Genomic DNA, 21,761 nt, shown 5'->3' with positions numbered 1-21,761 from the left:
CTGATCGCACCGATCGCGATGGAAAACGGCCTGCGTTTCGCCATCCGCGAAGGCGGCCGCACCGTCGGCGCCGGCGTAGTGTCGAAAATCGTCGAGTAATTCGCGTAAGCGAATGATCAAATGGAAAGGGCGCCCATCCGGCGCCCTTTTTGATGCTAGGTTCTGATCAGTGCGTTTTCCTCAATGTAATCAGCGCATTCTGAGAAGCCACGCAAACGAATCTTTTGCAGTTCGTTCACTGTTACCGGAAGGTCGTACCCTGCTTGTCTGGATAGCCCTTCGCACTGGGGGCCAACTCTGGCGGCGCAACCAGACAGGACACCAGTTCCGATCCAAATCAAAATCAGAAATCGCATTGCGGAACCTCAACTATCGTTTCTTCGTTGTAGATGGTGCTGTCCACAAGTGTCATTTGCCCTCGTAGCATAATCGCGTTTTCGCTGGTTATGCCTTCAGGCAGCTTGAGTGACAGAACTCGGGCAAAGGTCTCACCAATTTTTGCCGCGTTTTCCACAGTCATTACTTGCTCAGATATTCGGAGCTGATTGTCCGGCGCATCGACAATTTCCCGGTAGTCGAGCTTATATGCCTGAATGGAAAAACTGACGGGCTCAATAATTATTCCTTTTGGGTTTTTCACCTGGATTCTGGCGGCAAGCGTACAGTCATCGTGAATTTTCGAGGTAACGGTCAAGGTCGCGTGAGAAGAATGATCCTGTCGAACAAGAACATACCAACCAGCGACCAACGCGGCTGTTATCACAACAATTTTTTGGACAATGTCCAACAACTTATTGGCAGTTTCCATTCACCAACTCTCCACCATCGTTTGGTCACCTGCGGCATTGGCACGCAAGAAAATGCCAGGCAAAGCCTATTTGAGGTGAACCATCGTATATTGGTTGGCTTGAAATCAAGAGGTTAGCTGGAATTTCCCCCGGAACCCTTCTGTGGCCACCAAAAGGCGTGAGATCCAGAAATGCGACAACAAGAGGAGTGGTCCTTACCTGTGCCAGTTTGGTAAGGGTCGACAATTTGAGTGCGACCACTCGTGATCAGCCTGCTCGGAGTTGCGAAGGATTAATCCGCCGCCAGTTGAGCAGCAGCCCTAACAGCCTTGATGTTCTTGCCGTAAATTTCAGGTTTGTCCACCGACCCGCCCTTGAAAACCGCCGATCCGGCGACCAGCACATCTGCGCCCGCCGCAGCGACCAGAGGGGCAGTTTTGGGGTCTACACCACCGTCGATTTCGATGTGCACCGGGCGGTCGCCGATCATCTGGCGCAGGCGGCGGATTTTGCTGGTCATGTCGATGAACTTCTGGCCACCAAAGCCGGGGTTTACGGTCATAACGCAGATGAGATCGGTCAGATTCAACAGGTGCTCGACCGCTTCGGCCGGAGTGCCCGGGTTCAGCGCGATACCGGCCTTCATTCCTGCAGCGCGGATGGCCTGCAGGGAGCGGTGCGAATGCGGCCCTGCCTCGATATGGGCGGTCAGCACATCGGCCCCGGCATCGGCATAGGCCTGAATATAGGGATCGACCGGCGCGATCATCAGATGCACGTCCATCACCGTTTTGACATGCGGGCGGAAGGCTTTGACGGCGGGCGGACCAAAGGTCAGGTTGGGAACAAAATGGCCATCCATCACGTCGATATGCACCCAGTCGGCGCCCTGCGCCTCGATGGCCTGAATCTCGGCACCGAAATTGGCGAAATCGGCGGACAGGATCGACGGGGCGATCTTGATGCTGCGGTCAAAGCTCATGGTGGCCTCGTGTCATCTGAACAGTTGAGGATGCGTATAGCGTTGAGGTCGGATGATGGATAGCCCCCGCGACAATCGCGCCGTAACAAAACTTTCACCTTACTGACACACAGCCGTTGAACAGTGGCTGTAGCTGACCGCCAAGACGAATTGGGGGTGGCCTGTGCTGCGTATCGACAAACTGACCAAACGCTTCGGCGATAATCTAGCCGTGGATGCGGCGACCTTGGATGTGGACAAACCGTGCATGATCGGCATCATCGGGCGATCCGGCGCCGGGAAATCCACCCTTTTGCGGATGGTCAATCGCCTGACCGATTCCAGCGAAGGCAAGATCCTGTTCGAAGGCCGCGATGTCACCCAGTTGAAGGGGCGGGACAAGCGGGCCTGGCAAGCCGAATGCGCCATGATCTTTCAGCAGTTCAATCTGGTCCCGCGCATGGATGTGGTGTCGAACGTGCTGCATGGCACGCTGAACCACCAATCGACGCTGGCCACCATGTTCAACCTGTTCCCGATGGAAGACATCCACCGCGCCATCGACATTCTGGATCGTCTGGGCATTGCCGAACATGCGCCGAAACGGGCCGAGGCCCTTTCGGGCGGACAGCAACAGCGTGTCGCTATTGCTCGGTCGCTGATGCAGGACCCGAAAATCATTCTGGCGGACGAACCGATTGCCTCTCTGGACCCGATGAATGCCCAGGTGGTGATGCAGGCCCTGCGCCGTATCCACGAAGAGGACGGCCGCACGGTCATCGCCAACCTGCACACGCTGGACACCGCGCGCCGCTATTGCGACCGCGTTGTCGGCATGCGCGACGGCCGCATCGTCTTTGACGGGTTGCCCGAACAACTGACCACCGGCGTCGCCCGCGAGATCTATGGGGCCGATGCGAGTTTCTCGGAAGAGGCAACCTCGACCGAGATCGAAACGCTCGACGCCACCCAGAATGCCCTGATGGAAGCCGAAGCCACCATCTGAGCCACCCCAACCACCTTTCATCGCCCGACCCGATGAGAGGTCGGGGACATCAACCCGGAGAGAGACAGATGAAAAACCTAATTGCTGCCCTTGTTGCGACCACTGCCATGGCCGCGCCCGCTATGGCGCAGGAAATCAGCGAATTCCGCATTGGTATTCTGGGCGGCGAAAACGCCCAAGACCGAATGAGCAAAAACGAATGCCTGCGCGAATACACCGAAGAGCTGCTGGGCGTTCCGACCAAGCTGTTTGCGCCCGCCGATTATAACGGTGTGATTCAGGGCCTGTTGGGTGGCACGATTGACGTCGCTTGGTTGGGTGCATCGGGTTACGCCAAAACCTATCTGAGCGATCCCGAAGCGGTTGAGCCGGTTCTGGTCAAGGTCAACAGTGATGGCGGCTATGGCTACTACTCGGTAGGCTTTGCGCGCAAAGACAGCGGAATCGCTTCGCTGGACGACATGAAGGGTAAGGCCTTTGGTTTTGGTGATCCGAACTCGACCTCGGGCTACCTGATCCCTTCGATCGAGATTCCACAGGCCACCGGTGCGACCATGGACTCGGGCGATTACTTCGGTGAGGTCAAGTTCACCGGCGGTCACGAACAGACTATCGTTGCGGTAAACAACGGTGACGTTGACGGCGGCGTGACCTGGGCCGACGGTCTGGGCGATTGGGAAGACGGCTATCAGTCGGGCGCGCTGCGCCGTGCTGTGGATGCCGGTCTGGTCGACATGAACGATCTGGTCCAGATCTGGAAATCTGCTCCGATCCCGGAAGGCCCGGTTGTTCTGCGCAAGGCTCTGCCCGAGGATGTCAAAGTTCAGGTCACCGAACTGTGGAATACGCTGGATGAAAAAGACCGCGAGTGTTTCTACGGCGTGGCTGCAGGCGAAGCCAAGAGCTTTGATCCCATCACGCACGAAGCCTACGAGGTCATCATCGAAGCGCGTAAGCTGAAGTCGAACTAAGCCTGCAACTCACATGATCGGGGTCCGGTGTTATACCGGACCCCGTTTTCTCAGGAGCATTCTATGACAGACCTGACCGCAGGGTCCCACAGTGTCGATCAGATCCGCGACGAATACTCAGAAATGACCCGGCGAAAACGGGCTTATGGTGGCATTCTCCTGATCCTGTTTGTGGCTTTGATGGCCGCAGGGTTCCGCACTGCGGATGATCGAAACGCAGGCAGTTTCGTTGACGGTTGGTGCAGGGTTTTCGACTATCCGGCCGAAGTTCTCTCGGAAGCGTGGGAAAAGATCGGCGCGATGCCGGAAAATCTGATCCGGTTCTTTCCGGCCCTGATTGAGACGATCAATATCGCGGCAGCATCAACCCTGATCGGTACGATTGCGGGGACATTCCTGGCCCTGATGTCGACACGCGGCATGGCGCTGTGGCCATCTCTGATCCCTTTGTTTCGCCGGATTTCCGATATCTGCCGGGCGATCCCCGAAATCGTCATCGCGCTGATTTTGATCTTTATCCTCGGCGGCGGCCCGGTTCCGGCGATGATTGCGATTGCCATCCATACCGCCGGAGCATTGGGTAAGCTGTTCTCGGAAGTGAACGAAAACGCCTCACTCAAGCCGGTTGAGGGGCTGCATTCAGTGGGCGCAAACTGGTCGCAAAGGATGTATCTGGGCGTGATCCCGCAGGTCGGACCGAACTATGTCAGCTATGCCTTGCTGCGGTTCGAAATCAACATCCGTGCCTCTGCCATTCTGGGTTTCGTCGGTGCTGGCGGTCTGGGCTATGAGCTGCGCAATGCGATGTCCTGGGGGCAGGGGCGCTATGATGAGGCTGCGGCCATTTTCCTTCTGCTTTTTGTCACAATCATGGTCGTGGATCAGCTGTCCGGCTATCTGCGGGATCGCCTGACCCACGGGTCGGAAAAAGGAGCTTCGGCATGACGACCTTTGCCACTGATCTGTCGACAGATGACCTCAAGGCCGAGGCCGGTCGTCTGTTCAACCGCAAACGGATCGTGAATTTCGGGTTGCCCGGCCTTGTCGCTTTTTACCTGATTTACGTGTTCTTTGCCTTTGACGTGCCGGGCTTGGCAGGGCGCGCAAACTGGGAAAACGGCAAGACGCTTGTTGCCGACACCTACAGTTACAAAACCCATGTCACGCGAGACAATCGCAATGGAGAGGTGTCCGTTGCGGTCGAAGGGGACCGCAAAGGCACCTATCCCGACGGAACCGCACCCGATTGGGTGGCGCTGGGCGAAACCACGATCATTGACCTGGAGGATGGTCACGTGGTGCGTTTCGGCCCTGAGACAATCGAATATGATATCCCCGGCTATGGCGTCGTGCGCGCCACACCCACCCGCGCCTCTGGGGTGCAGGCCGAGCTACCGGCGGGCGAGGTTCCAGACTGGATCAACGTCTCGAAAAACCGGCTGGCGATCACCACCGATGCGGGGCGTCTGACCGTGACCCGCAACCGGTCCGAAGTGTTCCGCTATTTTCCAGGGTGGGAGCTGTTCTGGTTCACCCTCGACAGCCCGTATTATGGCAAATCTTTCCCTGAGTTGGTCAGCCGCGCCACCGCCGGTGAGGCCGGTGCCATTTTCAACGATTTCTGGACCAACAAGATCTGGCGGCATCAGGATGTGGCCTGGGCCATCTTCGAGACGATCCTGATGGCGTTTCTGGGCACCATGGGGGCAGGGATTATCGCCTTGCCACTGGCGTTCCTGGCGACGCGGAACTTTAACCCCTTGCGGTCGGTGCGCTTTGCCACACGGCGGGTGTTCGACTTTGTACGCGGTGTGGACGCCTTGATCTGGACCGTTGTTCTGGCACGGGCCTTCGGCCCAGGGCCGTTGACCGGAGCGCTGGCAATTCTGGTGACCGATACCGGGACATTCGGCAAGATATTCTCAGAAGCGCTGGAGAATGTGGATGAGAAGCAGATCGAGGGCGTGCAGTCGACCGGTGCGAATGCGCCGCAGCGCTATCGCTTTGGCGTGATCCCACAGATCACTCCCGTGCTGTTGAGCCAGCTTTTGTACTTTCTCGAATCCAACACCCGCAGCGCGACCATAATTGGCGCGATTACTGGCGGCGGCATTGGTCTGTTGCTGACGCAGGCGATCATCACTCAGAAAGATTGGGAAGAGGTCGCCTATTACATCGTTCTGATCATTCTCATGGTGATGTTGATGGATTGGTTCTCGGGCTGGTTACGGCGTCGTCTGATCCAGGGCGACAGCGGCAAGAAGAGCAAGCCGAGCAACGCGAAAACCAAAGATTTTATTCTGCCGTGAGCGCAGCTTGAAAGGTCAGGACTATGGCACGATTGCGCACGGATGAACCGTTCATCCATCCCGATTGCCAGATTACTAACAGCAGCTTTGGTGCATTTGTCGAGATTGGCACCGGCAGTCGGATCGCCAACGCGGTCTGGGGCGACTATTCCTATTGCGACCGGACCTGCGACATCGCCAACGCCCAGATCGGCAAGTTTTCGAACGTTGCCAGCTTTACCCGGATCGGCGCCACGGATCACCCGTTGCAAAAGGCCTCGCTGCATCATTTTAGCTATCGGTCTGCTGACTATTGGGACGATGCCGAGGATGATGCGGAGTGGTTTGCCCATCGCGCAAGCCGGATCGCATATATCGGGCATGACACATGGATCGGTCACGGAGCGATCATCAAGCCCGAGGTGACAATCGGTAATGGTGCGGTCATCGCATCCGGGGCGCTGGTGACCAAAGACGTACCGCCCTACATGATCGTTGCTGGGGTGGCGGCCCAACCACTCCGCCCCAGGTTCCCACAAGCGGTTGCGGATCGGATGGAGCAGTTGGCTTGGTGGGACTGGGACAACAGCCGCTTGCGTGACGCATTGCCGGATTTTCGCAAACTAGAGGCTGAGGCGTTTTTGGAGAAATACGAATAGCTGGCCCTGTGACCCTGGGTGCTCCGCGCCCGCAGAAGCATCGGTTTCGCCGATCCCCCTTTGCGCGGCGCTACGCCCAACGGGATGAGACCTCCGATAGGAGGTTGAAGACGGGCGGGAGGCTTACGGGATCAATCCTCGTTCAGGGTCAGCGTAACTCGTTCCCCGGCAAAGGTTGTTCTTCCGTACTCGACAGGATTGCCCTCGGGGTCTGCATTGATGCCGATCGAAAACAAGACTGGTGCGCCCTCGGGCAGGTGCAGGTGCAGAGCTTGAGTTGCCGTGGCCGCGCGCGCGGTCAGGCGGGTTGAGATGCGCGTGTAATCCGGCACATCGCATCTTTGCAGGGCTTTGGTGACGGATTGGGTTTCGGTCAGAATCTGCAGAATGTCAGGAAATCGCTCGGCCGGAAAAACGCTTTGAAACAGGCCGATGGGTTGCCCGTCGGCCAGAGACAAACCGTCATAGACATGCACCGTGTCGCCGGTTTCAAGCCCCAATGCATCGGCCTCGGCTTCATCCGCGGCCCGTGTGGTCAGGGCGAGGATCTTCTTGCCGGGCATCTTGCCGCTGGCCGAGATGCTCTTGTGGTATCGCACCCGCTTACCAATCGGATACTCGGTTGGTCGGGTGGCGACGAATACACCGGCCCCGCGCCTAGAATGGACCAGCCCCTGGTCGGCCATGTCAGACAGCGCCCGACGAACCGTGTGGCGGTTAACGCCATGCGTTGCGGCCAGCTGCGCTTCGGTCGGCAGCCGGTCGCCGGTTTGATACCGCCCTTCGGTAATGTCCGACGTCAGGCTTAGGGCGATGCTTTTCCAGATCGGCGTTTTGTTCATGTCACCAAAAATTCACACAGTTGCGATTGCGAGTCGCCGGGCGGCGGTTTATGATTTGTATAGTTGTATAGGATAAGTAGACAACCACGCCAAGAGGCTTTGATGACACAACAGACAGATTCCGCGACCGAGGCGCGTAAGACCTGGATGGGCCTGCTGGCCCGCGCGCCAGATGACGCCACGTTGGCGCTGTGGAAGGGCCTCACGGACCGTCCCGGCTTTGAATGGCTGCGCAGCCCCGAAGTGGGCGGCGTGATGGTGCGCGGACGTACCGGCGCCACCGGGGCGCCCTTCAACCTGGGTGAAATGACGGTCACGCGCTGCTCGGTGGTCTTGCAGGATGGCACGGTCGGACATGGCTATGTTCAAGGCCGGTCAAAGCCCAAGGCCGAAGCTGCAGCTGTGATTGATGCGATGATGCAGACTGCGGCAGCAGACCATGTGCGGGAAAACCTGCTCGGTCCGCTGGAACAGAAAATGCAGGAGGTCAAAATCGCGCGGGCGGCAAAGGCGGCGGCAACCAAAGTAGAATTCTTCACGCTGGTTCGGGGAGAAGAGTGATGACTGCGCAAACTCAATTCTCGGGCGGGTTCCAGAACATACCGGTTGATTCCGCGCATGCTTTTCGCGCGGCGATGACGGTGATGGCACGCCCTGGCGAAATCCGCAGCCTGTCAGGGGCCGTGCCCCCAGCGCCTTTGTCGGTAGCAGCGGGCACCTTGTTGCTGACATTATGCGACCCGGAAACCAAGGTACATCTGGCGGGTGAGCTCGACACCGACGCTCTGCGCGAATGGCTGACCTTCCACACCGGCGCGCCGCTGGTTCCTGCTGCCGAGGCGGATTTCGCCGTCGGCACTTGGGGCGGAATTGGTGGGCTGGATCGCTATCGCATCGGAACTGCCGAGTATCCGGATCGGTCAACCACTCTGATTGTTGAGTGTGACAGCCTGGATCAGTCCGGTGCCATTTTGCACGGTCCCGGTATCAAGCAGAGCGCAGGCTTGAACCTACCCGATATCCCTGCGTTGCAACGTAATGCGGCTCTTTTCCCTTTAGGATGTGACTTCTTCTTTACCTGCGGTGACAAACTCGCGGCCCTGCCGCGCAGTACCCAGATCAGCGCGGAGGGTTAAGCGATGTATGTTGCCGTCAAAGGAGGCGAAAAGGCGATTGAGAATGCCCATGCCTGGTTGGCCGAAGAGCGCCGAGGCGCCCCGGATGTGGCCGAGCTTAGCCTGGTCCAGATCCGGGAGCAGCTGAGCCTGGCGGTGAACCGGGTGATGGCAGAAGGATCGCTGTATGATCCGGACCTTGCCGCACTGGCGATCAAACAGGCGCGTGGCGATCTGATCGAAGCGATCTTTCTGATCCGCGCCTATCGCACGACATTGCCGCGTTTCGGTTATTCCGAACCGGTTGAAACTGGCAATATGGCCTGTGACCGTCGGATATCGGCGACGTTCAAGGATGCGCCGGGCGGGCAGGTGCTGGGCCCGACATTCGACTACACCCACCGCCTGCTAGATTTCAAACTGGCTGCGGATGGCGAAACTCTACCCGCGCCCGAAGGTACGGCGCGACACGAGCCGACCCCGCATATCACCGAATTCCTCAAGGGTGAGGATATTATTCAGGACGAGCCGGTCAGCGATGCTACGCCTGGCGACCTGACCCGCGAACCGCTGGAGTTTCCGGCGGACCGTCCGCTGCGGTTGCAATCGCTGGCGCGCGGGGATGAGGGGTTTGTGCTGGGCATGGCCTATTCGACTCAGCGCGGCTATGCCCGCAACCACGCCTTTGTTGGCGAGCTGCGGATCGGCAAGGTCGCGGTCGAAATGGACATTCCCGAACTGGGCTTTGCCATCGAGATCGGCGAAGTCGAGTTGACCGAATGTGAGACGGTGAACCAGTTCCAAGGCTCAAAGACTGAGCCGCCACAGTTTACACGCGGCTATGGGCTCGTCTTTGGCCAGTCTGAACGCAAATCCATCGCCATGGCTCTGGTCGACCGGGCGCTGCGGTGGGAGGAGCTGGGCGAGGACAATCTGGGCGCACCTGCACAGGACGAGGAATTTGTCCTGAGCCACTCAGACAATATTCAGGCAACCGGTTTCCTCGAACATATCAAGCTGCCGCATTACGTGGATTTTCAATCCGAACTGGAACTGGTGCGCAAGCTGCGACGCGAGGCCGAGGAACGGACTGCATCGAGGGAGGCTGCGGAATGAGCTCTGAACGCTTTGCCCTACAGGCTCGTCCTACGGTTCAAAAACCAGTCGCTGCCCTGATTGGGCGATTTTCTGCCGAAAGCTTCGCGCGAATTCACGATTTCAAGCGATTCCCATTCGCACGAAAGGTCGCGGGCCATGGCCCCGAGGCGCCACTTTGCGCGAAAATTGCGCCAGATAAAATAGAGCATAATCGCCAAAAAGAGCGAACAAATACCAAATACGTCCATAAAAACACCAGAAACAAAATAGTTACATCAAATGACTGAATATAACTTCGCATATCTGGACGAACAAACCAAGCGGATGATCCGTCGGGCGATCCTCAAGGGGTTGGCTATTCCCGGATATCAGGTGCCATTTGCCAGCCGAGAGATGCCGATGCCTTATGGCTGGGGTACCGGAGGCGTGCAAGTATCTGCCGCAACTTTGACCCCGGACGATACGTTCAAGGTGATTGATCAGGGCGCGGATGATACGACCAATGCCGTATCTATCCGTAAGTTTTTCGAGAATACGGCGGGCGTCGCCACCACCGAGGTAACAGAGAAGGCGACGGTCATCCAGACCCGCCACCGCATCCCCGAGGCGAAGCTGCGCGCGGATCAAATTCTTGTCTATCAAGTGCCGATCCCGGAACCGCTGCGGTTTCTGGAACCGCGCGAGACCGAGACACGCAAGATGCACAGCCTCGAAGAATACGGGTTGATGCACGTGAAACTGTACGAAGACATCAGCCAGCATGGTGCGATCTCAACCGCTTATGCTTATCCTGTGATGGTCTCGGACCGTTATGTGATGGACCCGTCCCCCATCCCGAAATTCGACAACCCAAAGCTTGAGATGGACGCGATCCAGCTGTTTGGCGCGGGCCGCGAGCAACGTATCTACGCGGTGCCACCACATACCAAGGTCGTCAGCCTCGATTTCCAGGACTACCCGTTCGAGGCCACCAAGGCCGACCATCCCTGTGATCTGTGCGGGGCCGAGGACAGCTATCTGGATGAAGTCATCATGGATGATGCAGGCACCCGCATGTTTGTTTGCTCGGACACTGATTATTGCCGGTCGCGCCGCGAGGCGGGCCATGTGGGCCGTTTGGCCAGAGAGGATGCCGCATGAAACGAGAAGATGTGCTTGGAATTGACCACCTTGGCCTTACGGTTTCGGACCTCGACGCCACTCGGACGTTCTTTGTCGATGCGCTGGGTTGGGAGGTCTTCGGCAGCAATCCGGATTATCCGGCGGTCTATGTGACCAATGGCGCGGCGAAGCTGACGCTTTGGCAGCAAAAAGGCACGGGGTTACAGGGGTTTGACCGGCACAAGAACGTCGGGTTGCATCATGTTGCCTTGAAAGTTCCCGATGAAGAAGCGCTGACTGCGGTTTTCGATGCGGTCAAAGACTGGCCTGCCGTCGCTGTCGAGTTTGCACCTGAACCCTCGGGTTCAGGTCCGAAACTCCATTTCATGATCCGAGAGCCGGGCGGCAATCGGATCGAGTTTTCATATGACCCAAGGTGAATGAAATGACACCGCTGCTGAGTGTACAGGATATCAGAAAATCCTACGGGGCCCGTATCGGCTGTACCGATGTGAGTTTTGATCTCTATCCCGGCGAGGTGATGGGGATCGTAGGTGAGAGTGGTTCGGGCAAGTCAACCCTGCTGAACTGTCTGGCAGGTCATCTGGTGCCGGATGCGGGGCAGGTGATCTTTGACACTCGTGCAGACGGTCCGGTGGATACCGTGACCATGTCGGAACCTGAACGCCGGATGCTGAGCCGCACCGATTGGGCATTCGTGCACCAACATGCGCGCGATGGCTTGCGTATGTCTGTCAGTGCGGGCGGAAATATCGGCGAACGACTGATGGCCGTAGGTGGCCGCCACTATGGCGATATCCGCGACAAGGCGATCGACTGGCTGGGTCGGGTTGAGATCGAAGCGGAGCGGATTGATGATCGTCCGACCGCGTTTTCCGGTGGCATGCAGCAGCGCCTGCAGATCGCGCGGAATCTGGTGACCGGCCCCAGGCTGGTCTTCATGGATGAACCGACTGGTGGTCTGGACGTCTCGGTACAGGCTCGCCTGTTGGACCTGTTGCGCGGGTTGGTTCGGGAAATGGGGCTGAGCGCCATCATTGTCACCCATGATCTTGCCGTTGTCCGTCTGCTGGCGGATCGGCTGATGGTGATGAAAAGCGGTCATGTGGTCGAGGCCGGATTGACTGATCAAGTTCTGGACGATCCGCAGCATGCCTATACGCAACTGCTGGTGTCCAGCGTGTTGCAGGTATGAGGGCCGGGACAATGATTGAACTGAACAATGTCAGCAAAAGCTTTACCCTGCACAATCAGGGCAGCGCAGTGATCCCGGTCATGCAGGGCGCTACGCTCAGGGTTGAACCGGGTGAGTGTGTGGCGCTGACCGGCGCGTCGGGGGCAGGTAAATCCACCTTGATGCGGGTGATCTATGGCAACTATCTGGCTGCCTCGGGTCAGGTTCTGGTCGGTGGTTTAGACGTCGCCAAGGCTGAACCGCGCGAGATCTTGACCCTGCGGCGCGAAACGCTGGGCTATGTTAGCCAGTTCCTGCGTGTTGTGCCCAGAGTGCCAACGCTTGAGGTCGTGGCCGAGCCGCTTCTTGCCGTTGGTTGCGATAAACAGAAGGCACTGGACAAGGCCGCGCGTCTGCTCGAGCGTCTGAATATTCCTGAACGGCTCTGGTCCCTTAGTCCGACGACCTTTTCGGGCGGCGAACAGCAGCGCGTGAACATCGCGCGCGGCTTTGCCCATGAATACCCGGCCATGCTGCTGGATGAACCCACAGCCAGTCTGGATGCGCAGAATCGCGAAACCGTCCTGTCCCTGATCCTTGAGGCGAAAGAGCGCGGAGCGGCGATTGTCGGCATCTTCCATGATGTTGACGGGCGGAAGCAGGTTTGCGATCGCGAGATCAACGTTTCGCAATTCACGCCGGGAATTGCGGCATGATGCTTGCCCCGGTCATAGCGGTTGTCGGTCCGTCAGGTGTCGGCAAAGACAGTGTGATTGAGGCGTTGGAAACCCGCGCAAAAGGTATCCAGCGGCTGCGCCGTGTCGTCACCCGCCCCGAAGGCGAAGCGGGGGAAGATTTCAAACGGGTCACAGATGACGCGTTTCGACAGATGGAAGGTGAGGGCGCATTCGCGCTCAGCTGGCATGCACATGGGTTGCTCTATGGGGTGCCGAAAGAGATTGCGCAGCAACGTCAGGTGGCAGATGCGGTTCTGGTCAACCTGTCGCGCGCTGTGTTGTTGCAGGCGCAAGAGATCTTTGGCGATCTGATTGTTATCTCGTTGACCGCAGACGCGAGCGTTCTGGAGCAACGCTTGTCATTGCGCGGGCGCGAAAGTGACAGCGAACAGGCGCGTCGGTTGGGCCAGGCCAAGACCCCTTTGCCTAAGGGGCTGGTCCGGGTGATCGAGGTCGACAATTCTGGTGCTCTGCAGGATACGGTGGCCATAATTTTGTCCCGCCTTCAGTTGGAAAGCGCATAGCGATGGATCAGGTGAAACCGTCCATCCTCGGCCTCGCCCATCAGGGCCAGATCCGCAATTCGAAAGGGCTTCGGCAAAAGCGGCCCCAGATGGTTTTCCAGGGTGCGCTGGACCGAATCCAGCACGGGCTTGTCCAACCTACCGCTCAAGGTGATGTGAAACCGAAACGCGTTCAGCACATAAGGGTAACCCCATTTGACCAAGTTGGCGTCCTGATCCGGTGTCAGTCTGGAGGCGCGGCGATGGTCAAGTTCAGCCGCCGACGGTGGGGACCGGAACATATCAAGCTCTTGAACACAGGCGGCGGCCAACGCGTTCAGCGCGGCTGTGTCGCCCAGTGGTCGCAGGGCCAGAAACCGGCCAAGGCGGGCAATCTCAAGACCCTCCATCATGATTGCGCATTGGCTGGCAGCAAGAGTGGCGCAGGCCACTTGCAACGCTGTGACGGATTGCCCCTCGCGCAGGCGGAACGGGGGTTTCATGGTCGCGTGCAGCCCGTATTTTCGCGGTACCTCCGTAACCGCAGCAACATCCACACCATCCAGCCCAGGATGGGCGACCGCGGTGCCAGCCTCCATGTCCCAGCCCAGCCAACGGGTTGCGAATTGCGTCCACTCCGCCGTGGCGGGTGGCGCAAAATAGATCGCGTATCGCGTGAATGTCACATTGGCCTCCTATTGCGTGGCCTTCCAATACCTCAAACTGTGTGAAGTTCAGATGACAGAAGAATTGATCCTTGCCAATGCCACGCTGATCCTGCCCGACGAAACCATTAACGGCAGCGTCCGGGTTCAGGGCGACAGCATCACCGAGATCGATACAGGCGCGGCGGTACCAAGCGGTGCAATCGATTGTGAGGGTGACTATGTCAGCCCCGGTCTGGTCGAGCTGCACACAGACAATCTGGAACGTCATATCCAGCCCCGCCCCAAGGTCGACTGGCCCCATGCGGCGGCAATTCTTGCCCATGACGCCGAACTGGCCAGCACGGGCATCACAACCGTGTTCGATGCGATGCGCGTCGGATCGATCCCGACTGGTCCGCGCTACGACAAATACGCACGTGGCCTGTCCCGCGAGCTGTGGCAGTTACGAGAGCAAGACGCCTTAAAAATCAGCCATTTCCTGCATTTGCGGGCCGAATTGTGTTCAGAAACGCTGGTCGAAGAACTGGATGAATTCGGCCTCGAGGACCGTGTTGGGCTGGTGTCACTGATGGACCACACGCCTGGTCAGCGTCAATTCCGTGATATCTCAAAGCTCGAAAGCTATCTGAAAGGAAAGCTGGGGTTGGAGGGCAAGGAATTCCAGCAGCATGTCGCGGACCTCAAGGCGATGAGGGACAGGAACGGCGAAAAGCACGAGGTGGAAACCGTAAAAGCGGCCAAGCGTTTTGGGGCCATGCTGGCCAGCCATGACGACACCACCCGGGAACAGGTACATGTGTCAGCGGGCCACGGTATCCGGCTGGCCGAATTCCCCACTACCGTCGAAGCGGCGCGGGCTTGCCATGATCACGGGATCAAGGTGATGATGGGGGCGCCGAATGTAATCCGGGGCGGGTCACATTCGGGGAATGTCTCCGCCAAAGAACTGGCCGATCTGGGACACCTGGATATTCTGTCATCGGACTATGTGCCGGCCGCATTGTTGCTGTCGGCGGCACGGCTGGGCGAGATGTGGGGCAACATGGCCCGTGGACTGCGGACCGTTACGATGTCCCCGGCGCAGGTGGTCGGGCTGGAAGACCGTGGCGAGCTGCGCGCAGGCGCGCGCGCCGACGTCATTCGGTTCCGGATGCGTGAAGGGGCGCCTGCCCTGAACGGAGTGTGGTCGCGAGGGCGACGTGTGGCCTGATCAGGCCCTGTAGAAAAGGTATCGGTCGGGTGCGATGGTCTCCGGTCCGGTGATCTGTTCAAACCCAACCAGTGGTTGGCCGGATATCAGCAGCCCACCGGGCAGCATGACCTGAGCGATCAGCGGGCTGAGCATCGCCGCCTCAGTCACATCATCCTGCTTGATACCGCGCCCGAAATCGTAATGTGCCAATGCTATTTTCGGGCCACCGGCTGCTAGTTTCTTTAACATAGGACCCGCTTCGCCCTGCAGAAAATCCTCTGCCGGAGGGGTGCTGGACGGGTGGCACTGTAAAACCCTGTCCATTACCCAGATGCGCCGGTCTGGTAGAATTTCACGTAGGTGATCATAGGTGCGGCCATTCCCCAAACCCATGTCCAGTATATCGCCGCTCGTATCTGTAATCTGATCGACCGCCCAGTTCAACCCGTCGCGTTGGGCCGTCAGGCGGCGCAGCATTGAATCCAATCGGCTCATTCGGGTCTCCGTGATTTATCGTTTTTTGGGGCGGTCCAGACGGTCGCCGGACCATCCAGAAACCGCGTCAGAATGTCCCGCGTAAAGGACCAGATATCTTCATCATGCACCAGGTGATGCGTCAGGATCCCAAACGGCTCGGTATTGTCCGCAGGCCCTTCGCGCCTGTCCCGCAGCAGAACTGTGGCCTGAGCGATCAGCTTGTCCCGAGGGGCCAACCCCCGTGACCCGCGCCAGTCGATCGGGTCCAGATGCGTGTTGACCTGCATAAGGCCAGGTGCCGCTATCTTTGCCTTTCGGGGCGTCGCAGTGGACAGGATTTGATATCCCAGGCCCGGCAGTTCCTGCACCATTTCTGAGGCGATACGGTTCCACGGCGGCACGAACATTGGGCACAGCTTGTCGGGAAACAGGGTCTGTAGCCGGGTCAGCCCGGCCCGTGCATCGTTGCGTATGTCCTGAAAGGGGCGATGCAGTCGAAACTCTGATTTCTTCTCGTTTGTCGGAGCGTGGTTTTGATGGGCCCAGCCATGGACCACCGGTATCAATGCGGACGAGCCTTCGACATGGGTAACCAGATCTTCATCTGCGTCACGCGGAATAATCGCCAGATGAACCGGCAGTTCCAGTGATGCGGACAGCGCCTCCAAACGTTCCAACTGTAGCGTGACACAGACCGCGTCATCATCCCTCCACCACAGCGGCAGGGACAGCCCGTCGCGCCGCCACATATCAAGCTCGGTCATCAGGGGCTGCCAATCACCGGTCATGGGCGTGATCCAAAAGTGATTGTACAATCTCGACAGATTTTGCAGCCCCGTCAAAACCCTGACCGGCACTTGGCCGCGCGGGGGCGGCCAGAACGGCCTCGACAGCCTGCGCCAGGGTATCTCCGGTCAACTTGTCGCTTGGCAATACGTCTATTGCGCTCAGCTTCGACAGGCTTTGGCCGCGCAAGGTCTGTTCGACTTCGCTTCCGTCGTCGAAGGGGATGAAAACCGAGGGTACGCCAGACTGCAGAATGTCCAACGCCGTGTTGTAGCCGCACATGCTGACCGATGCGGCAGCCAAGGGCAGCATTTGTCGAAAGTCCGGGCGCACCGGTTCCAGCGTGACAGGGGCGTCGCCAACACCTGCTGTCAGGCGTTCTATGCGTGCTGCGGAGTCCAGCCCGCCTACCAACAGGCGCCAGCGCCAGTTGGTCATCTTTCGTGCGGCCTCGATGGCTGCCCGAAAGATCGGCTCGCCCACCGATCCACCGCCAGCGCTTACCAGAATCTCACCTTTACCAATCCCGTTGAGATGCGGGGTCGGTGCCGTAGGGGCCACGAACCCGGTATAGAACAAGCGATGCGCCAGACGTTCCGAGACTGGCCAGCTTACATCCAGCGGGATCATGTTCTGGTCTGAATGGACAAGGACACCGTCAAAGAGGTCAAGAATGATTTCCTCGGTGCGCTGGGCTTTGGCAGGTTTGGACGGGGGCGCCAGTATGTCCCTGACAGATCCCAAAATAACCGGACGGGGACCCTGTGCGTGGGCCGCCTCCAACAGGGCGTCGAACTCATCCGCCAGAGATCTGCGGCCAAAGGGGTACAGCTCGGTGATCAGCGCATCCGGGGCAAAGCTCCGCAGCGCCTCTGTCAGGGCAACCTTGCGAGCATCGAAATAGGCAGCATCTGCGACCTCATCCGTTTGCGTCAGCAATCGCGTGAAATTGGTGCCGTCTGAGCGCAATGGCGGCAGCCCTAGCAAGTCGATCCCGGTATGGTCCAGCTGCGGCGCGGACATTCCGCCCGAGACCAGCAAGACCTTGTGACCCTCAGCGGCAAAGGCCCGGCCCAATGTAAGTGCGCGGCTCAGATGTCCGGTGCCCAGCAGATGGGTCACAACAATCATCACCCTCATATGCGGGTCTCCTGCCGGATCAAACGGATAGGGTCAGTTTCGGGGCGCATGGACTCCATGTCCACGATATAGAGGCGGTTGCGCTTGATCTTAAAGGGGGCGGGGCCGTCAAAATCCCATCCCCAGGCGCGGGCCAGAATGACCCGCATGATACCGATATGGCAAACGGCTACGGTATTTTCGCCAAGACTGGCAAGCCAAGGTTCCAGCCGCTGCCAAATTTCGCCGGGGCTTTCACCTCCGGGGGGTAGGAAACCCCAACCCCAATCCTCGATATGGCGATAACCGCTTGCGGGATCGGCAATGAGATCGGTGCCGTGCTGCCCCTCCCAAGCGCCCCAGTTCATTTCCGTGAGGGCCTCGGACTTCAACGGTTCGCGCCCTGAAACCAGTTGTGCCGTTTGGGCCGCACGCGCCAACGGGCTGGACCAGACCATAGCCTGATCCCAAGGGGAGGGCAGGGAATAGCATGCCAGTTCTGTCTGAGCCTGTTCATCCAATGGAATATCGCTGCGCCCCTGAATGCGCCCGGCGCGGTTCCAGGCCGTATGCCCGTGGCGCAATAGGGCGAGCTTGCTCATGTGGATGCCTCCAGCAAAGGATCAACAGCCGTCCAGAACCGATCAGTTGCATCGGGCATCAGGTGGCGCGCGGCTATATATGCGGCCGATTGGCTGCCTTGAGAAGACCGCAGTGCCGGATTGTCCAGAAGAGTGCGCAGCCTTGCGGCCAGCCCTTCGGGCCCATCCGCAACCGAAGGATAGTCGGATGGCATCAGCACATCCCGAACGCCCGGCCTGTCCTGTGCAACAACAGGGATGCCATGGGCCTGAGCCTCTAGATAGATCATGCCATAAGCCTCATTCACGCCGGGCCAGACCATCAGGGATGCGGTAGCATAAGCCTTGCGCAGCGCGTCGCGATCAAGCTGCCCCAGAAACCGGACTTTCGTGCCAAACTTGGCCATCAGCGCTTCGATTTCGGCGCGGGCGGGACCATCGCCCGCAATAGACAGGGACCAATCGCCCTGCAGGTGGCGCAGTGCCTGTTCAAGCACCCGGTAAGAGGCCAGCTTGTCGCCGTGTCGCATCATGCCCACGGCCAGCATCGGGCCATCGCAGCTAGAGGCCTGCGGCAGCGAGGAGGCGGGAAGAAACGGCGGAAGCTCGACAAGCGCCTGATTTCCGAACTGCTCGCGTTCCAGCGTGATGAGGTCATTGGCGGTGTGATAAAAGATCACCCGGGCCGCGTCGCAGGCCTGATGGGCCGCTTGGGCAAACCCTGACCATGGCCCCTGAAGGCGGCTGTAGGCACGGGTGCTTTCAAGCTGAACATAGGGTATGTTTCGCGCCGTACTTACACGGGGTCCAATCAGATCAGGGGCCTTGTAATAATTGTGATAGGTCACCCATAGCGCAGTGTCAGCAGGTAGGTCGTAGGTCAGGCGCAGCACCTCGGCATCAGCCTCATGGCGCAGCTTGGCCTGGACCTCTTTGTCGCCGTGCTTGTCGAATACGCGCAGGTCCGAGGCCAGATCCACCGCATCCCCTCGGGCTTGGATTGCAAGAAGAAGATTTCGTGCCATTTCCCGGTCCCCCGACGGCACCGGGCTGTTGGGGGATTTCATCGGGGCATAGAAGGCGATGCGCGGCATCAGCTCTTATGCGCGCCCAGCGCGCTTAACCTGGCAGACAAAAGCGCTATGCCCGGGTCCATGCGGAATTCGGCGATCAGGCGATCATAGGCAGCGCCCGCCATACCAGCAGCTTGTGCGGGGTTGGCCGCCAGCTTTGAGATCGCATTTGCCAGCGCGACCGGATCGTCGTCCGTCAGGACGCCATGCGTGCCTGTCTCGATAAACTCAGGAATCGCAGAAACGGGGGTCGAAAGGATTGGCAGATATTGCGAGGCGGCTTCCATCAACACATTGGGCAGGCCATCCCGGTCCCCATCTGCGGCGATCCGGCTGGGCAGAACAAACAGGTCTGCTGTGCGCATCGCGGCGATGACCTCGGGTTGGTCACAGGCCCCTTTCCAGGTGATGCGCCCGGACAACCCGGCCGATGCGGCCCGGTTCTGCAAGGTATCGCTCAGGCTTCCTCCGCCGATATGCGTCCAGTGCCAGTCAAGATCATCCGGCAGCATGGCAAATGCATCAATCAGGCGATCGAAGCCTTTCTTTTCGACCAACCTCCCAACGGACAGCATATGAAAAGGGCAGTCAGCTCTGCGCAAACTGCGTTCCGGCGGGGCGGGAAAGCGGCTCAGGTCCAGCCCGTGATAGATCAGTTCAACCTGTGCTGGATCGTCGGCGAGGCTGCGCAGATGCTGGGCGCCGATCGCGGTGCAGGTTGCACCAAAAGCTGCTCCGTAAGTGTCGGAGTGCAACTTTTCCGATTTTTCCCAGTCCGGTGACGTCCAGATATCTTTTGCATGGGCTGAAAAGCTCCACGGAAGGCCGCGCATGATCGCGGCATAGCGCGCGACCGACGAGGGCGTATGCATGAAATGCGCATAGAGAACCTGTGTGCTGGCGGGCAATTCCGCAGCCAGAACACAGGCCTGGCCGAACCGACGGATGCGGTTATGCGTGGGATCGCGGCGCAAATCAGCGCGCCAGACCTTATGGGCCGCGCCGTATCCCGGCAGACGCTGCGCTTGTTCGCGGGCAGCCCATATGCGCTGAGGTTCTTGATACAGATATTCCGGCAGATATCGAACCTGGCCACGAAACCTGTCGTGCAGCGGATGCCGTTTCACATCGGTTGGATGACGCAGGGACCAGATGTCGAACTGATGGCCTGCCTCTTGCAGAGCAACAAGTTCCTGCGCGATGAACGTTTCGGACAGGCGCGGCCACCCTTTGACCAGCACCGCCAGATTGGGCGCGCCTGCGGTCATCCGGTTGCCCGTTCCTGTTCCTGATTCAGCAATACCTCAATGCGCCCGGTGACATAGTCCAACCCGTCCAGCAGGCCCTGTTCAATGGCCTGAGACGGCAATGGCTGATGTGGTAGATCGCGAATGGCACGGACCATGGAATCGGTTGTTAGCCCGTCACGGAACTCGTCCAACATCCGGATCAGTCCCAGATCCTCGGCGCGTGAGGCACGGATCCACTGTTCCATACGCGGACTGGTCCGTGGAACAATGACGGCGCGTTTGTCAAAGGACAGGACCTCGCAGAACGTATTATACCCGCCCATACAGACAACGCCAGCCGCGCCGTGGAACAGCGTTTCGATCTGGGATTCAAAGCCGACGGCGGTCACACGCCCGTTCAAGGCGGCCACACGGGTTTCGAATTCGTCCCGCAGATCACCAGACAGGAACGGGCCATAGACCAATACCGCGCGTGGTGACAGGTCGGGGTCCTTTTCGTAAGCCGAAAGAACCAGGTTCACCATCGCCTTGCCGTCCCCACCACCACCTGGGGTAATCAGGATATAGGGCTGTTCCGGTGGGGTACCGATTGGCCCCAGATCACGACGCAAATAGCCAGTCCAGTGAATGCGCGACTGGGCCGCGTGATTCAGAGGCAGCCCTTTGGTCGGATCATAGATCGAACGCAGCCCGTAAACCCAGATTTCATGATAGAATCTTTCAGTCGCTGCAGTTGCCTCTTTCCGTTCCCACTCTGCGGCCAGAACTTCGGGTTCATCCAGAACATCACGCAAACCCAGCACCAGTTTGGTGCGCTGCGAGAGCAACAGGTTTTCGAGTGTTGGCAATAGCTCGCCGCGGAACCCGGTGGGTTCTTTGTCTACGATCAGAATGTCCGGGTCGAACTGCTGAACGGCGGTCTGAATCAACCCCGATCGCAACTCGGTCACCTCGTCGATCCCCATCCCGATTGTCTGAGACGCGTATGACCCGTCCGCCCGTTTGGTCACGCCAGGCAGACGCACGTGGTCGACCCTGCGCGGAAATGTGAACCGGCCAGCGACGGGCGATCCGGTCAGGATCAGGGATGATGCCGTTGGATCCGCCTGCGTAATTGCGGCGGCCAGTGCACGAGACCTGCGCAGATGGCCCAGCCCGAACGTGTCATGGCTGTAGAACAGGATCCGTGGCGCGCGGCCAGTAGTATCGTTTTGTCTTCCTAGGCTCATGCCTTCGCCTGTCTTAAGTGTCTTGGTGTCGGTCCGCGCATCGGCACCTGTTAGCTTATCGTCTTTCACCCGTCTTGCCAAAGGGCCTTGTGACCCGCCGACTGGAAGGGACTGCGTAAAAC

Annotated in this window: 27 protein-coding genes; 16 read left to right on the top strand and 11 right to left on the bottom strand. The window is 58.9% G+C overall.

Going from position 1 to position 21,761, the window contains the following annotated elements; genetic code table 11:
* Positions 1-99: EF-Tu C-terminal domain-related protein (locus tag AC2FJ5_RS17855; protein WP_496794207.1), on the top strand; the 99-nt coding region annotated here is incomplete at its 5' end.
* 244 nt (positions 100-343) lie between these two features.
* Here AC2FJ5_RS17855 and AC2FJ5_RS17850 read toward each other — a convergent pair.
* Entirely contained in the window at positions 344-808 is a 465-nt protein-coding gene (locus tag AC2FJ5_RS17850; protein ID WP_496794199.1) for a hypothetical protein, read from the bottom strand.
* Between the two features lie 272 nt (positions 809-1,080).
* The gene (gene rpe / locus AC2FJ5_RS17845; protein WP_496794198.1) at positions 1,081-1,770 is read right to left on the bottom strand and encodes a ribulose-phosphate 3-epimerase; all 690 of its coding nucleotides are present in this window, start codon (positions 1,768-1,770) and stop codon (positions 1,081-1,083) included.
* Positions 1,771-1,933: 163 nt separating this feature from the next.
* Between rpe and phnC the strand changes: the two genes are divergently transcribed.
* The 5 genes from phnC to AC2FJ5_RS17820 all read left to right on the top strand — a co-directional run bounded on the left by phnC (position 1,934) and on the right by AC2FJ5_RS17820 (position 6,673).
* Positions 1,934-2,755, top strand: coding sequence for a phosphonate ABC transporter ATP-binding protein (gene phnC, locus AC2FJ5_RS17840; protein WP_496794196.1), 822 nt, complete (start codon positions 1,934-1,936; stop codon positions 2,753-2,755).
* A gap of 68 nt (positions 2,756-2,823) precedes the next feature.
* Complete coding sequence (gene phnD / locus AC2FJ5_RS17835) at positions 2,824-3,726, top strand: phosphonate ABC transporter substrate-binding protein (protein WP_496703501.1); 903 nt, start codon at positions 2,824-2,826, stop codon at positions 3,724-3,726.
* A gap of 63 nt (positions 3,727-3,789) precedes the next feature.
* Positions 3,790-4,671, top strand: coding sequence for a phosphonate ABC transporter, permease protein PhnE (gene phnE / locus AC2FJ5_RS17830; protein WP_496794195.1), 882 nt, complete (start codon positions 3,790-3,792; stop codon positions 4,669-4,671).
* Positions 4,668-6,035 carry a phosphonate ABC transporter, permease protein PhnE gene (gene phnE / locus AC2FJ5_RS17825; RefSeq protein WP_496794194.1) on the top strand — a complete coding sequence of 456 codons (1,368 nt, stop codon included), beginning with the start codon at positions 4,668-4,670 and terminating at the stop codon, positions 6,033-6,035. The genes phnE (AC2FJ5_RS17830) and phnE (AC2FJ5_RS17825) overlap by 4 nt, the downstream gene beginning before the upstream one ends.
* A 23-nt stretch (positions 6,036-6,058) precedes the next feature.
* On the top strand, positions 6,059-6,673 hold the full coding sequence (locus AC2FJ5_RS17820) for an LbetaH domain-containing protein (RefSeq protein WP_496794193.1): 615 nt from the start codon (positions 6,059-6,061) through the stop codon (positions 6,671-6,673).
* Positions 6,674-6,804: 131 nt separating this feature from the next.
* Here AC2FJ5_RS17820 and phnF read toward each other — a convergent pair whose 3' ends face one another.
* Positions 6,805-7,515: a phosphonate metabolism transcriptional regulator PhnF gene (gene phnF / locus AC2FJ5_RS17815; protein ID WP_496794191.1), complete on the bottom strand. Its 711-nt coding sequence runs from the start codon at positions 7,513-7,515 to the stop codon at positions 6,805-6,807.
* Positions 7,516-7,617: 102 nt separating this feature from the next.
* Here phnF and phnG point away from each other — a divergent pair, with 102 nt between their 5' ends.
* Genes phnG through AC2FJ5_RS17770 form a run of 9 tightly spaced genes read left to right on the top strand, consistent with a single transcriptional unit; the run spans position 7,618 to position 13,285 of the window.
* Entirely contained in the window at positions 7,618-8,076 is a 459-nt protein-coding gene (phnG, locus tag AC2FJ5_RS17810) for a phosphonate C-P lyase system protein PhnG (protein WP_496794190.1), read from the top strand.
* The gene (phnH, locus tag AC2FJ5_RS17805; protein WP_496794189.1) at positions 8,076-8,651 is read left to right on the top strand and encodes a phosphonate C-P lyase system protein PhnH; all 576 of its coding nucleotides are present in this window, start codon (positions 8,076-8,078) and stop codon (positions 8,649-8,651) included. Before phnG ends, phnH begins: the two co-directional genes overlap by 1 nt.
* 3 nt (positions 8,652-8,654) lie before the next feature.
* Positions 8,655-9,746, top strand: coding sequence for a carbon-phosphorus lyase complex subunit (locus AC2FJ5_RS17800; protein WP_142639341.1), 1,092 nt, complete (start codon positions 8,655-8,657; stop codon positions 9,744-9,746).
* Positions 9,743-10,015 carry a hypothetical protein gene (locus AC2FJ5_RS17795; RefSeq protein WP_496707702.1) on the top strand — a complete coding sequence of 91 codons (273 nt, stop codon included), beginning with the start codon at positions 9,743-9,745 and terminating at the stop codon, positions 10,013-10,015. The genes AC2FJ5_RS17800 and AC2FJ5_RS17795 overlap by 4 nt, the downstream gene beginning before the upstream one ends.
* Positions 10,008-10,868, top strand: coding sequence for an alpha-D-ribose 1-methylphosphonate 5-phosphate C-P-lyase PhnJ (locus AC2FJ5_RS17790; protein WP_496794187.1), 861 nt, complete (start codon positions 10,008-10,010; stop codon positions 10,866-10,868). Before AC2FJ5_RS17795 ends, AC2FJ5_RS17790 begins: the two co-directional genes overlap by 8 nt.
* Positions 10,865-11,269, top strand: coding sequence for a VOC family protein (locus tag AC2FJ5_RS17785; RefSeq protein WP_496794186.1), 405 nt, complete (start codon positions 10,865-10,867; stop codon positions 11,267-11,269). The genes AC2FJ5_RS17790 and AC2FJ5_RS17785 overlap by 4 nt, the downstream gene beginning before the upstream one ends.
* 5 nt (positions 11,270-11,274) lie before the next feature.
* Positions 11,275-12,045 carry a phosphonate C-P lyase system protein PhnK gene (gene phnK, locus AC2FJ5_RS17780; RefSeq protein WP_496794185.1) on the top strand — a complete coding sequence of 257 codons (771 nt, stop codon included), beginning with the start codon at positions 11,275-11,277 and terminating at the stop codon, positions 12,043-12,045.
* A gap of 11 nt (positions 12,046-12,056) precedes the next feature.
* On the top strand, positions 12,057-12,740 hold the full coding sequence (gene phnL, locus AC2FJ5_RS17775) for a phosphonate C-P lyase system protein PhnL (RefSeq protein ID WP_496794183.1): 684 nt from the start codon (positions 12,057-12,059) through the stop codon (positions 12,738-12,740).
* Entirely contained in the window at positions 12,737-13,285 is a 549-nt protein-coding gene (locus AC2FJ5_RS17770; RefSeq protein WP_496794181.1) for a ribose 1,5-bisphosphate phosphokinase PhnN, read from the top strand. The genes phnL and AC2FJ5_RS17770 overlap by 4 nt, the downstream gene beginning before the upstream one ends.
* Here AC2FJ5_RS17770 and AC2FJ5_RS17765 read toward each other — a convergent pair.
* The gene (locus AC2FJ5_RS17765; RefSeq protein WP_496794180.1) at positions 13,267-13,950 is read right to left on the bottom strand and encodes a DUF1045 domain-containing protein; all 684 of its coding nucleotides are present in this window, start codon (positions 13,948-13,950) and stop codon (positions 13,267-13,269) included. The two genes, AC2FJ5_RS17770 and AC2FJ5_RS17765, sit on opposite strands and share 19 nt — an antisense overlap.
* Positions 13,951-14,002: 52 nt before the next feature.
* Between AC2FJ5_RS17765 and AC2FJ5_RS17760 the strand changes: the two genes are divergently transcribed.
* Positions 14,003-15,142 (top strand): alpha-D-ribose 1-methylphosphonate 5-triphosphate diphosphatase, encoded by a 1,140-nt coding sequence (locus tag AC2FJ5_RS17760; RefSeq protein WP_496794178.1) that lies wholly within the window; start codon positions 14,003-14,005, stop codon positions 15,140-15,142.
* Here the strand turns inward: AC2FJ5_RS17760 and AC2FJ5_RS17755 are convergent, their stop codons facing one another.
* From AC2FJ5_RS17755 to AC2FJ5_RS17725, 7 genes are read right to left on the bottom strand one after another with little or no spacing between them, the layout of a single operon-like run.
* The gene (locus AC2FJ5_RS17755; protein WP_282022256.1) at positions 15,143-15,619 is read right to left on the bottom strand and encodes a class I SAM-dependent methyltransferase; all 477 of its coding nucleotides are present in this window, start codon (positions 15,617-15,619) and stop codon (positions 15,143-15,145) included.
* Positions 15,616-16,389 carry a polysaccharide deacetylase family protein gene (locus AC2FJ5_RS17750; protein ID WP_496794176.1) on the bottom strand — a complete coding sequence of 258 codons (774 nt, stop codon included), beginning with the start codon at positions 16,387-16,389 and terminating at the stop codon, positions 15,616-15,618. The genes AC2FJ5_RS17755 and AC2FJ5_RS17750 overlap by 4 nt, the downstream gene beginning before the upstream one ends.
* Entirely contained in the window at positions 16,379-17,527 is a 1,149-nt protein-coding gene (locus tag AC2FJ5_RS17745; RefSeq protein ID WP_496794175.1) for a glycosyltransferase family protein, read from the bottom strand. The genes AC2FJ5_RS17750 and AC2FJ5_RS17745 overlap by 11 nt, the downstream gene beginning before the upstream one ends.
* Positions 17,524-18,108, bottom strand: a complete 585-nt coding sequence (locus tag AC2FJ5_RS17740) for a histidine phosphatase family protein (protein ID WP_496704086.1) — start codon at positions 18,106-18,108, stop codon at positions 17,524-17,526. Before AC2FJ5_RS17740 ends, AC2FJ5_RS17745 begins: the two co-directional genes overlap by 4 nt.
* Positions 18,105-19,181: a glycosyltransferase family 4 protein gene (locus tag AC2FJ5_RS17735; protein WP_496794173.1), complete on the bottom strand. Its 1,077-nt coding sequence runs from the start codon at positions 19,179-19,181 to the stop codon at positions 18,105-18,107. Before AC2FJ5_RS17735 ends, AC2FJ5_RS17740 begins: the two co-directional genes overlap by 4 nt.
* On the bottom strand, positions 19,181-20,428 hold the full coding sequence (locus AC2FJ5_RS17730) for a glycosyltransferase (RefSeq protein ID WP_496794171.1): 1,248 nt from the start codon (positions 20,426-20,428) through the stop codon (positions 19,181-19,183). Before AC2FJ5_RS17730 ends, AC2FJ5_RS17735 begins: the two co-directional genes overlap by 1 nt.
* A complete protein-coding gene (locus AC2FJ5_RS17725) occupies positions 20,425-21,639 on the bottom strand; it encodes a glycosyltransferase family protein (RefSeq protein ID WP_185956733.1) in 1,215 nt (404 codons plus the stop codon). Before AC2FJ5_RS17725 ends, AC2FJ5_RS17730 begins: the two co-directional genes overlap by 4 nt.
* Between the last annotated feature and the right edge of the window lie 122 nt (positions 21,640-21,761).

This window comes from Ruegeria sp. CDSA221 (genome assembly GCF_059611825.1).
The sequence above is the reverse complement of the archived record's forward strand: the minus strand, read 5'-3'. Positions and strand labels throughout refer to the sequence as shown.

What these genes read in the sequence shown, in the direction of transcription:
- AC2FJ5_RS17850 (WP_496794199.1), bottom strand. Translation starts at nt 808, where the DNA reads ATGGAAACTGCCAATAAGTTGTTGGACATTGTCCAAAAAATTGTTGTG.
- rpe (WP_496794198.1), bottom strand. Translation starts at nt 1,770, where the DNA reads ATGAGCTTTGACCGCAGCATCAAGATCGCCCCGTCGATCCTGTCCGCC.
- phnD (WP_496703501.1), top strand. Translation starts at nt 2,824, where the DNA reads ATGAAAAACCTAATTGCTGCCCTTGTTGCGACCACTGCCATGGCCGCG.
- phnE (WP_496794195.1), top strand. Translation starts at nt 3,790, where the DNA reads ATGACAGACCTGACCGCAGGGTCCCACAGTGTCGATCAGATCCGCGAC.
- phnE (WP_496794194.1), top strand. Translation starts at nt 4,668, where the DNA reads ATGACGACCTTTGCCACTGATCTGTCGACAGATGACCTCAAGGCCGAG.
- AC2FJ5_RS17820 (WP_496794193.1), top strand. Translation starts at nt 6,059, where the DNA reads ATGGCACGATTGCGCACGGATGAACCGTTCATCCATCCCGATTGCCAG.
- phnF (WP_496794191.1), bottom strand. Translation starts at nt 7,515, where the DNA reads ATGAACAAAACGCCGATCTGGAAAAGCATCGCCCTAAGCCTGACGTCG.
- phnG (WP_496794190.1), top strand. Translation starts at nt 7,618, where the DNA reads ATGACACAACAGACAGATTCCGCGACCGAGGCGCGTAAGACCTGGATG.
- phnH (WP_496794189.1), top strand. Translation starts at nt 8,076, where the DNA reads ATGACTGCGCAAACTCAATTCTCGGGCGGGTTCCAGAACATACCGGTT.
- AC2FJ5_RS17800 (WP_142639341.1), top strand. Translation starts at nt 8,655, where the DNA reads ATGTATGTTGCCGTCAAAGGAGGCGAAAAGGCGATTGAGAATGCCCAT.
- AC2FJ5_RS17795 (WP_496707702.1), top strand. Translation starts at nt 9,743, where the DNA reads ATGAGCTCTGAACGCTTTGCCCTACAGGCTCGTCCTACGGTTCAAAAA.
- AC2FJ5_RS17790 (WP_496794187.1), top strand. Translation starts at nt 10,008, where the DNA reads ATGACTGAATATAACTTCGCATATCTGGACGAACAAACCAAGCGGATG.
- AC2FJ5_RS17785 (WP_496794186.1), top strand. Translation starts at nt 10,865, where the DNA reads ATGAAACGAGAAGATGTGCTTGGAATTGACCACCTTGGCCTTACGGTT.
- phnK (WP_496794185.1), top strand. Translation starts at nt 11,275, where the DNA reads ATGACACCGCTGCTGAGTGTACAGGATATCAGAAAATCCTACGGGGCC.
- phnL (WP_496794183.1), top strand. Translation starts at nt 12,057, where the DNA reads ATGATTGAACTGAACAATGTCAGCAAAAGCTTTACCCTGCACAATCAG.
- AC2FJ5_RS17770 (WP_496794181.1), top strand. Translation starts at nt 12,737, where the DNA reads ATGATGCTTGCCCCGGTCATAGCGGTTGTCGGTCCGTCAGGTGTCGGC.
- AC2FJ5_RS17760 (WP_496794178.1), top strand. Translation starts at nt 14,003, where the DNA reads ATGACAGAAGAATTGATCCTTGCCAATGCCACGCTGATCCTGCCCGAC.
- AC2FJ5_RS17755 (WP_282022256.1), bottom strand. Translation starts at nt 15,619, where the DNA reads ATGAGCCGATTGGATTCAATGCTGCGCCGCCTGACGGCCCAACGCGAC.
- AC2FJ5_RS17750 (WP_496794176.1), bottom strand. Translation starts at nt 16,389, where the DNA reads ATGACCGGTGATTGGCAGCCCCTGATGACCGAGCTTGATATGTGGCGG.
- AC2FJ5_RS17745 (WP_496794175.1), bottom strand. Translation starts at nt 17,527, where the DNA reads ATGAGGGTGATGATTGTTGTGACCCATCTGCTGGGCACCGGACATCTG.
- AC2FJ5_RS17740 (WP_496704086.1), bottom strand. Translation starts at nt 18,108, where the DNA reads ATGAGCAAGCTCGCCCTATTGCGCCACGGGCATACGGCCTGGAACCGC.
- AC2FJ5_RS17735 (WP_496794173.1), bottom strand. Translation starts at nt 19,181, where the DNA reads ATGCCGCGCATCGCCTTCTATGCCCCGATGAAATCCCCCAACAGCCCG.
- AC2FJ5_RS17730 (WP_496794171.1), bottom strand. Translation starts at nt 20,428, where the DNA reads ATGACCGCAGGCGCGCCCAATCTGGCGGTGCTGGTCAAAGGGTGGCCG.
- AC2FJ5_RS17725 (WP_185956733.1), bottom strand. Translation starts at nt 21,639, where the DNA reads ATGAGCCTAGGAAGACAAAACGATACTACTGGCCGCGCGCCACGGATC.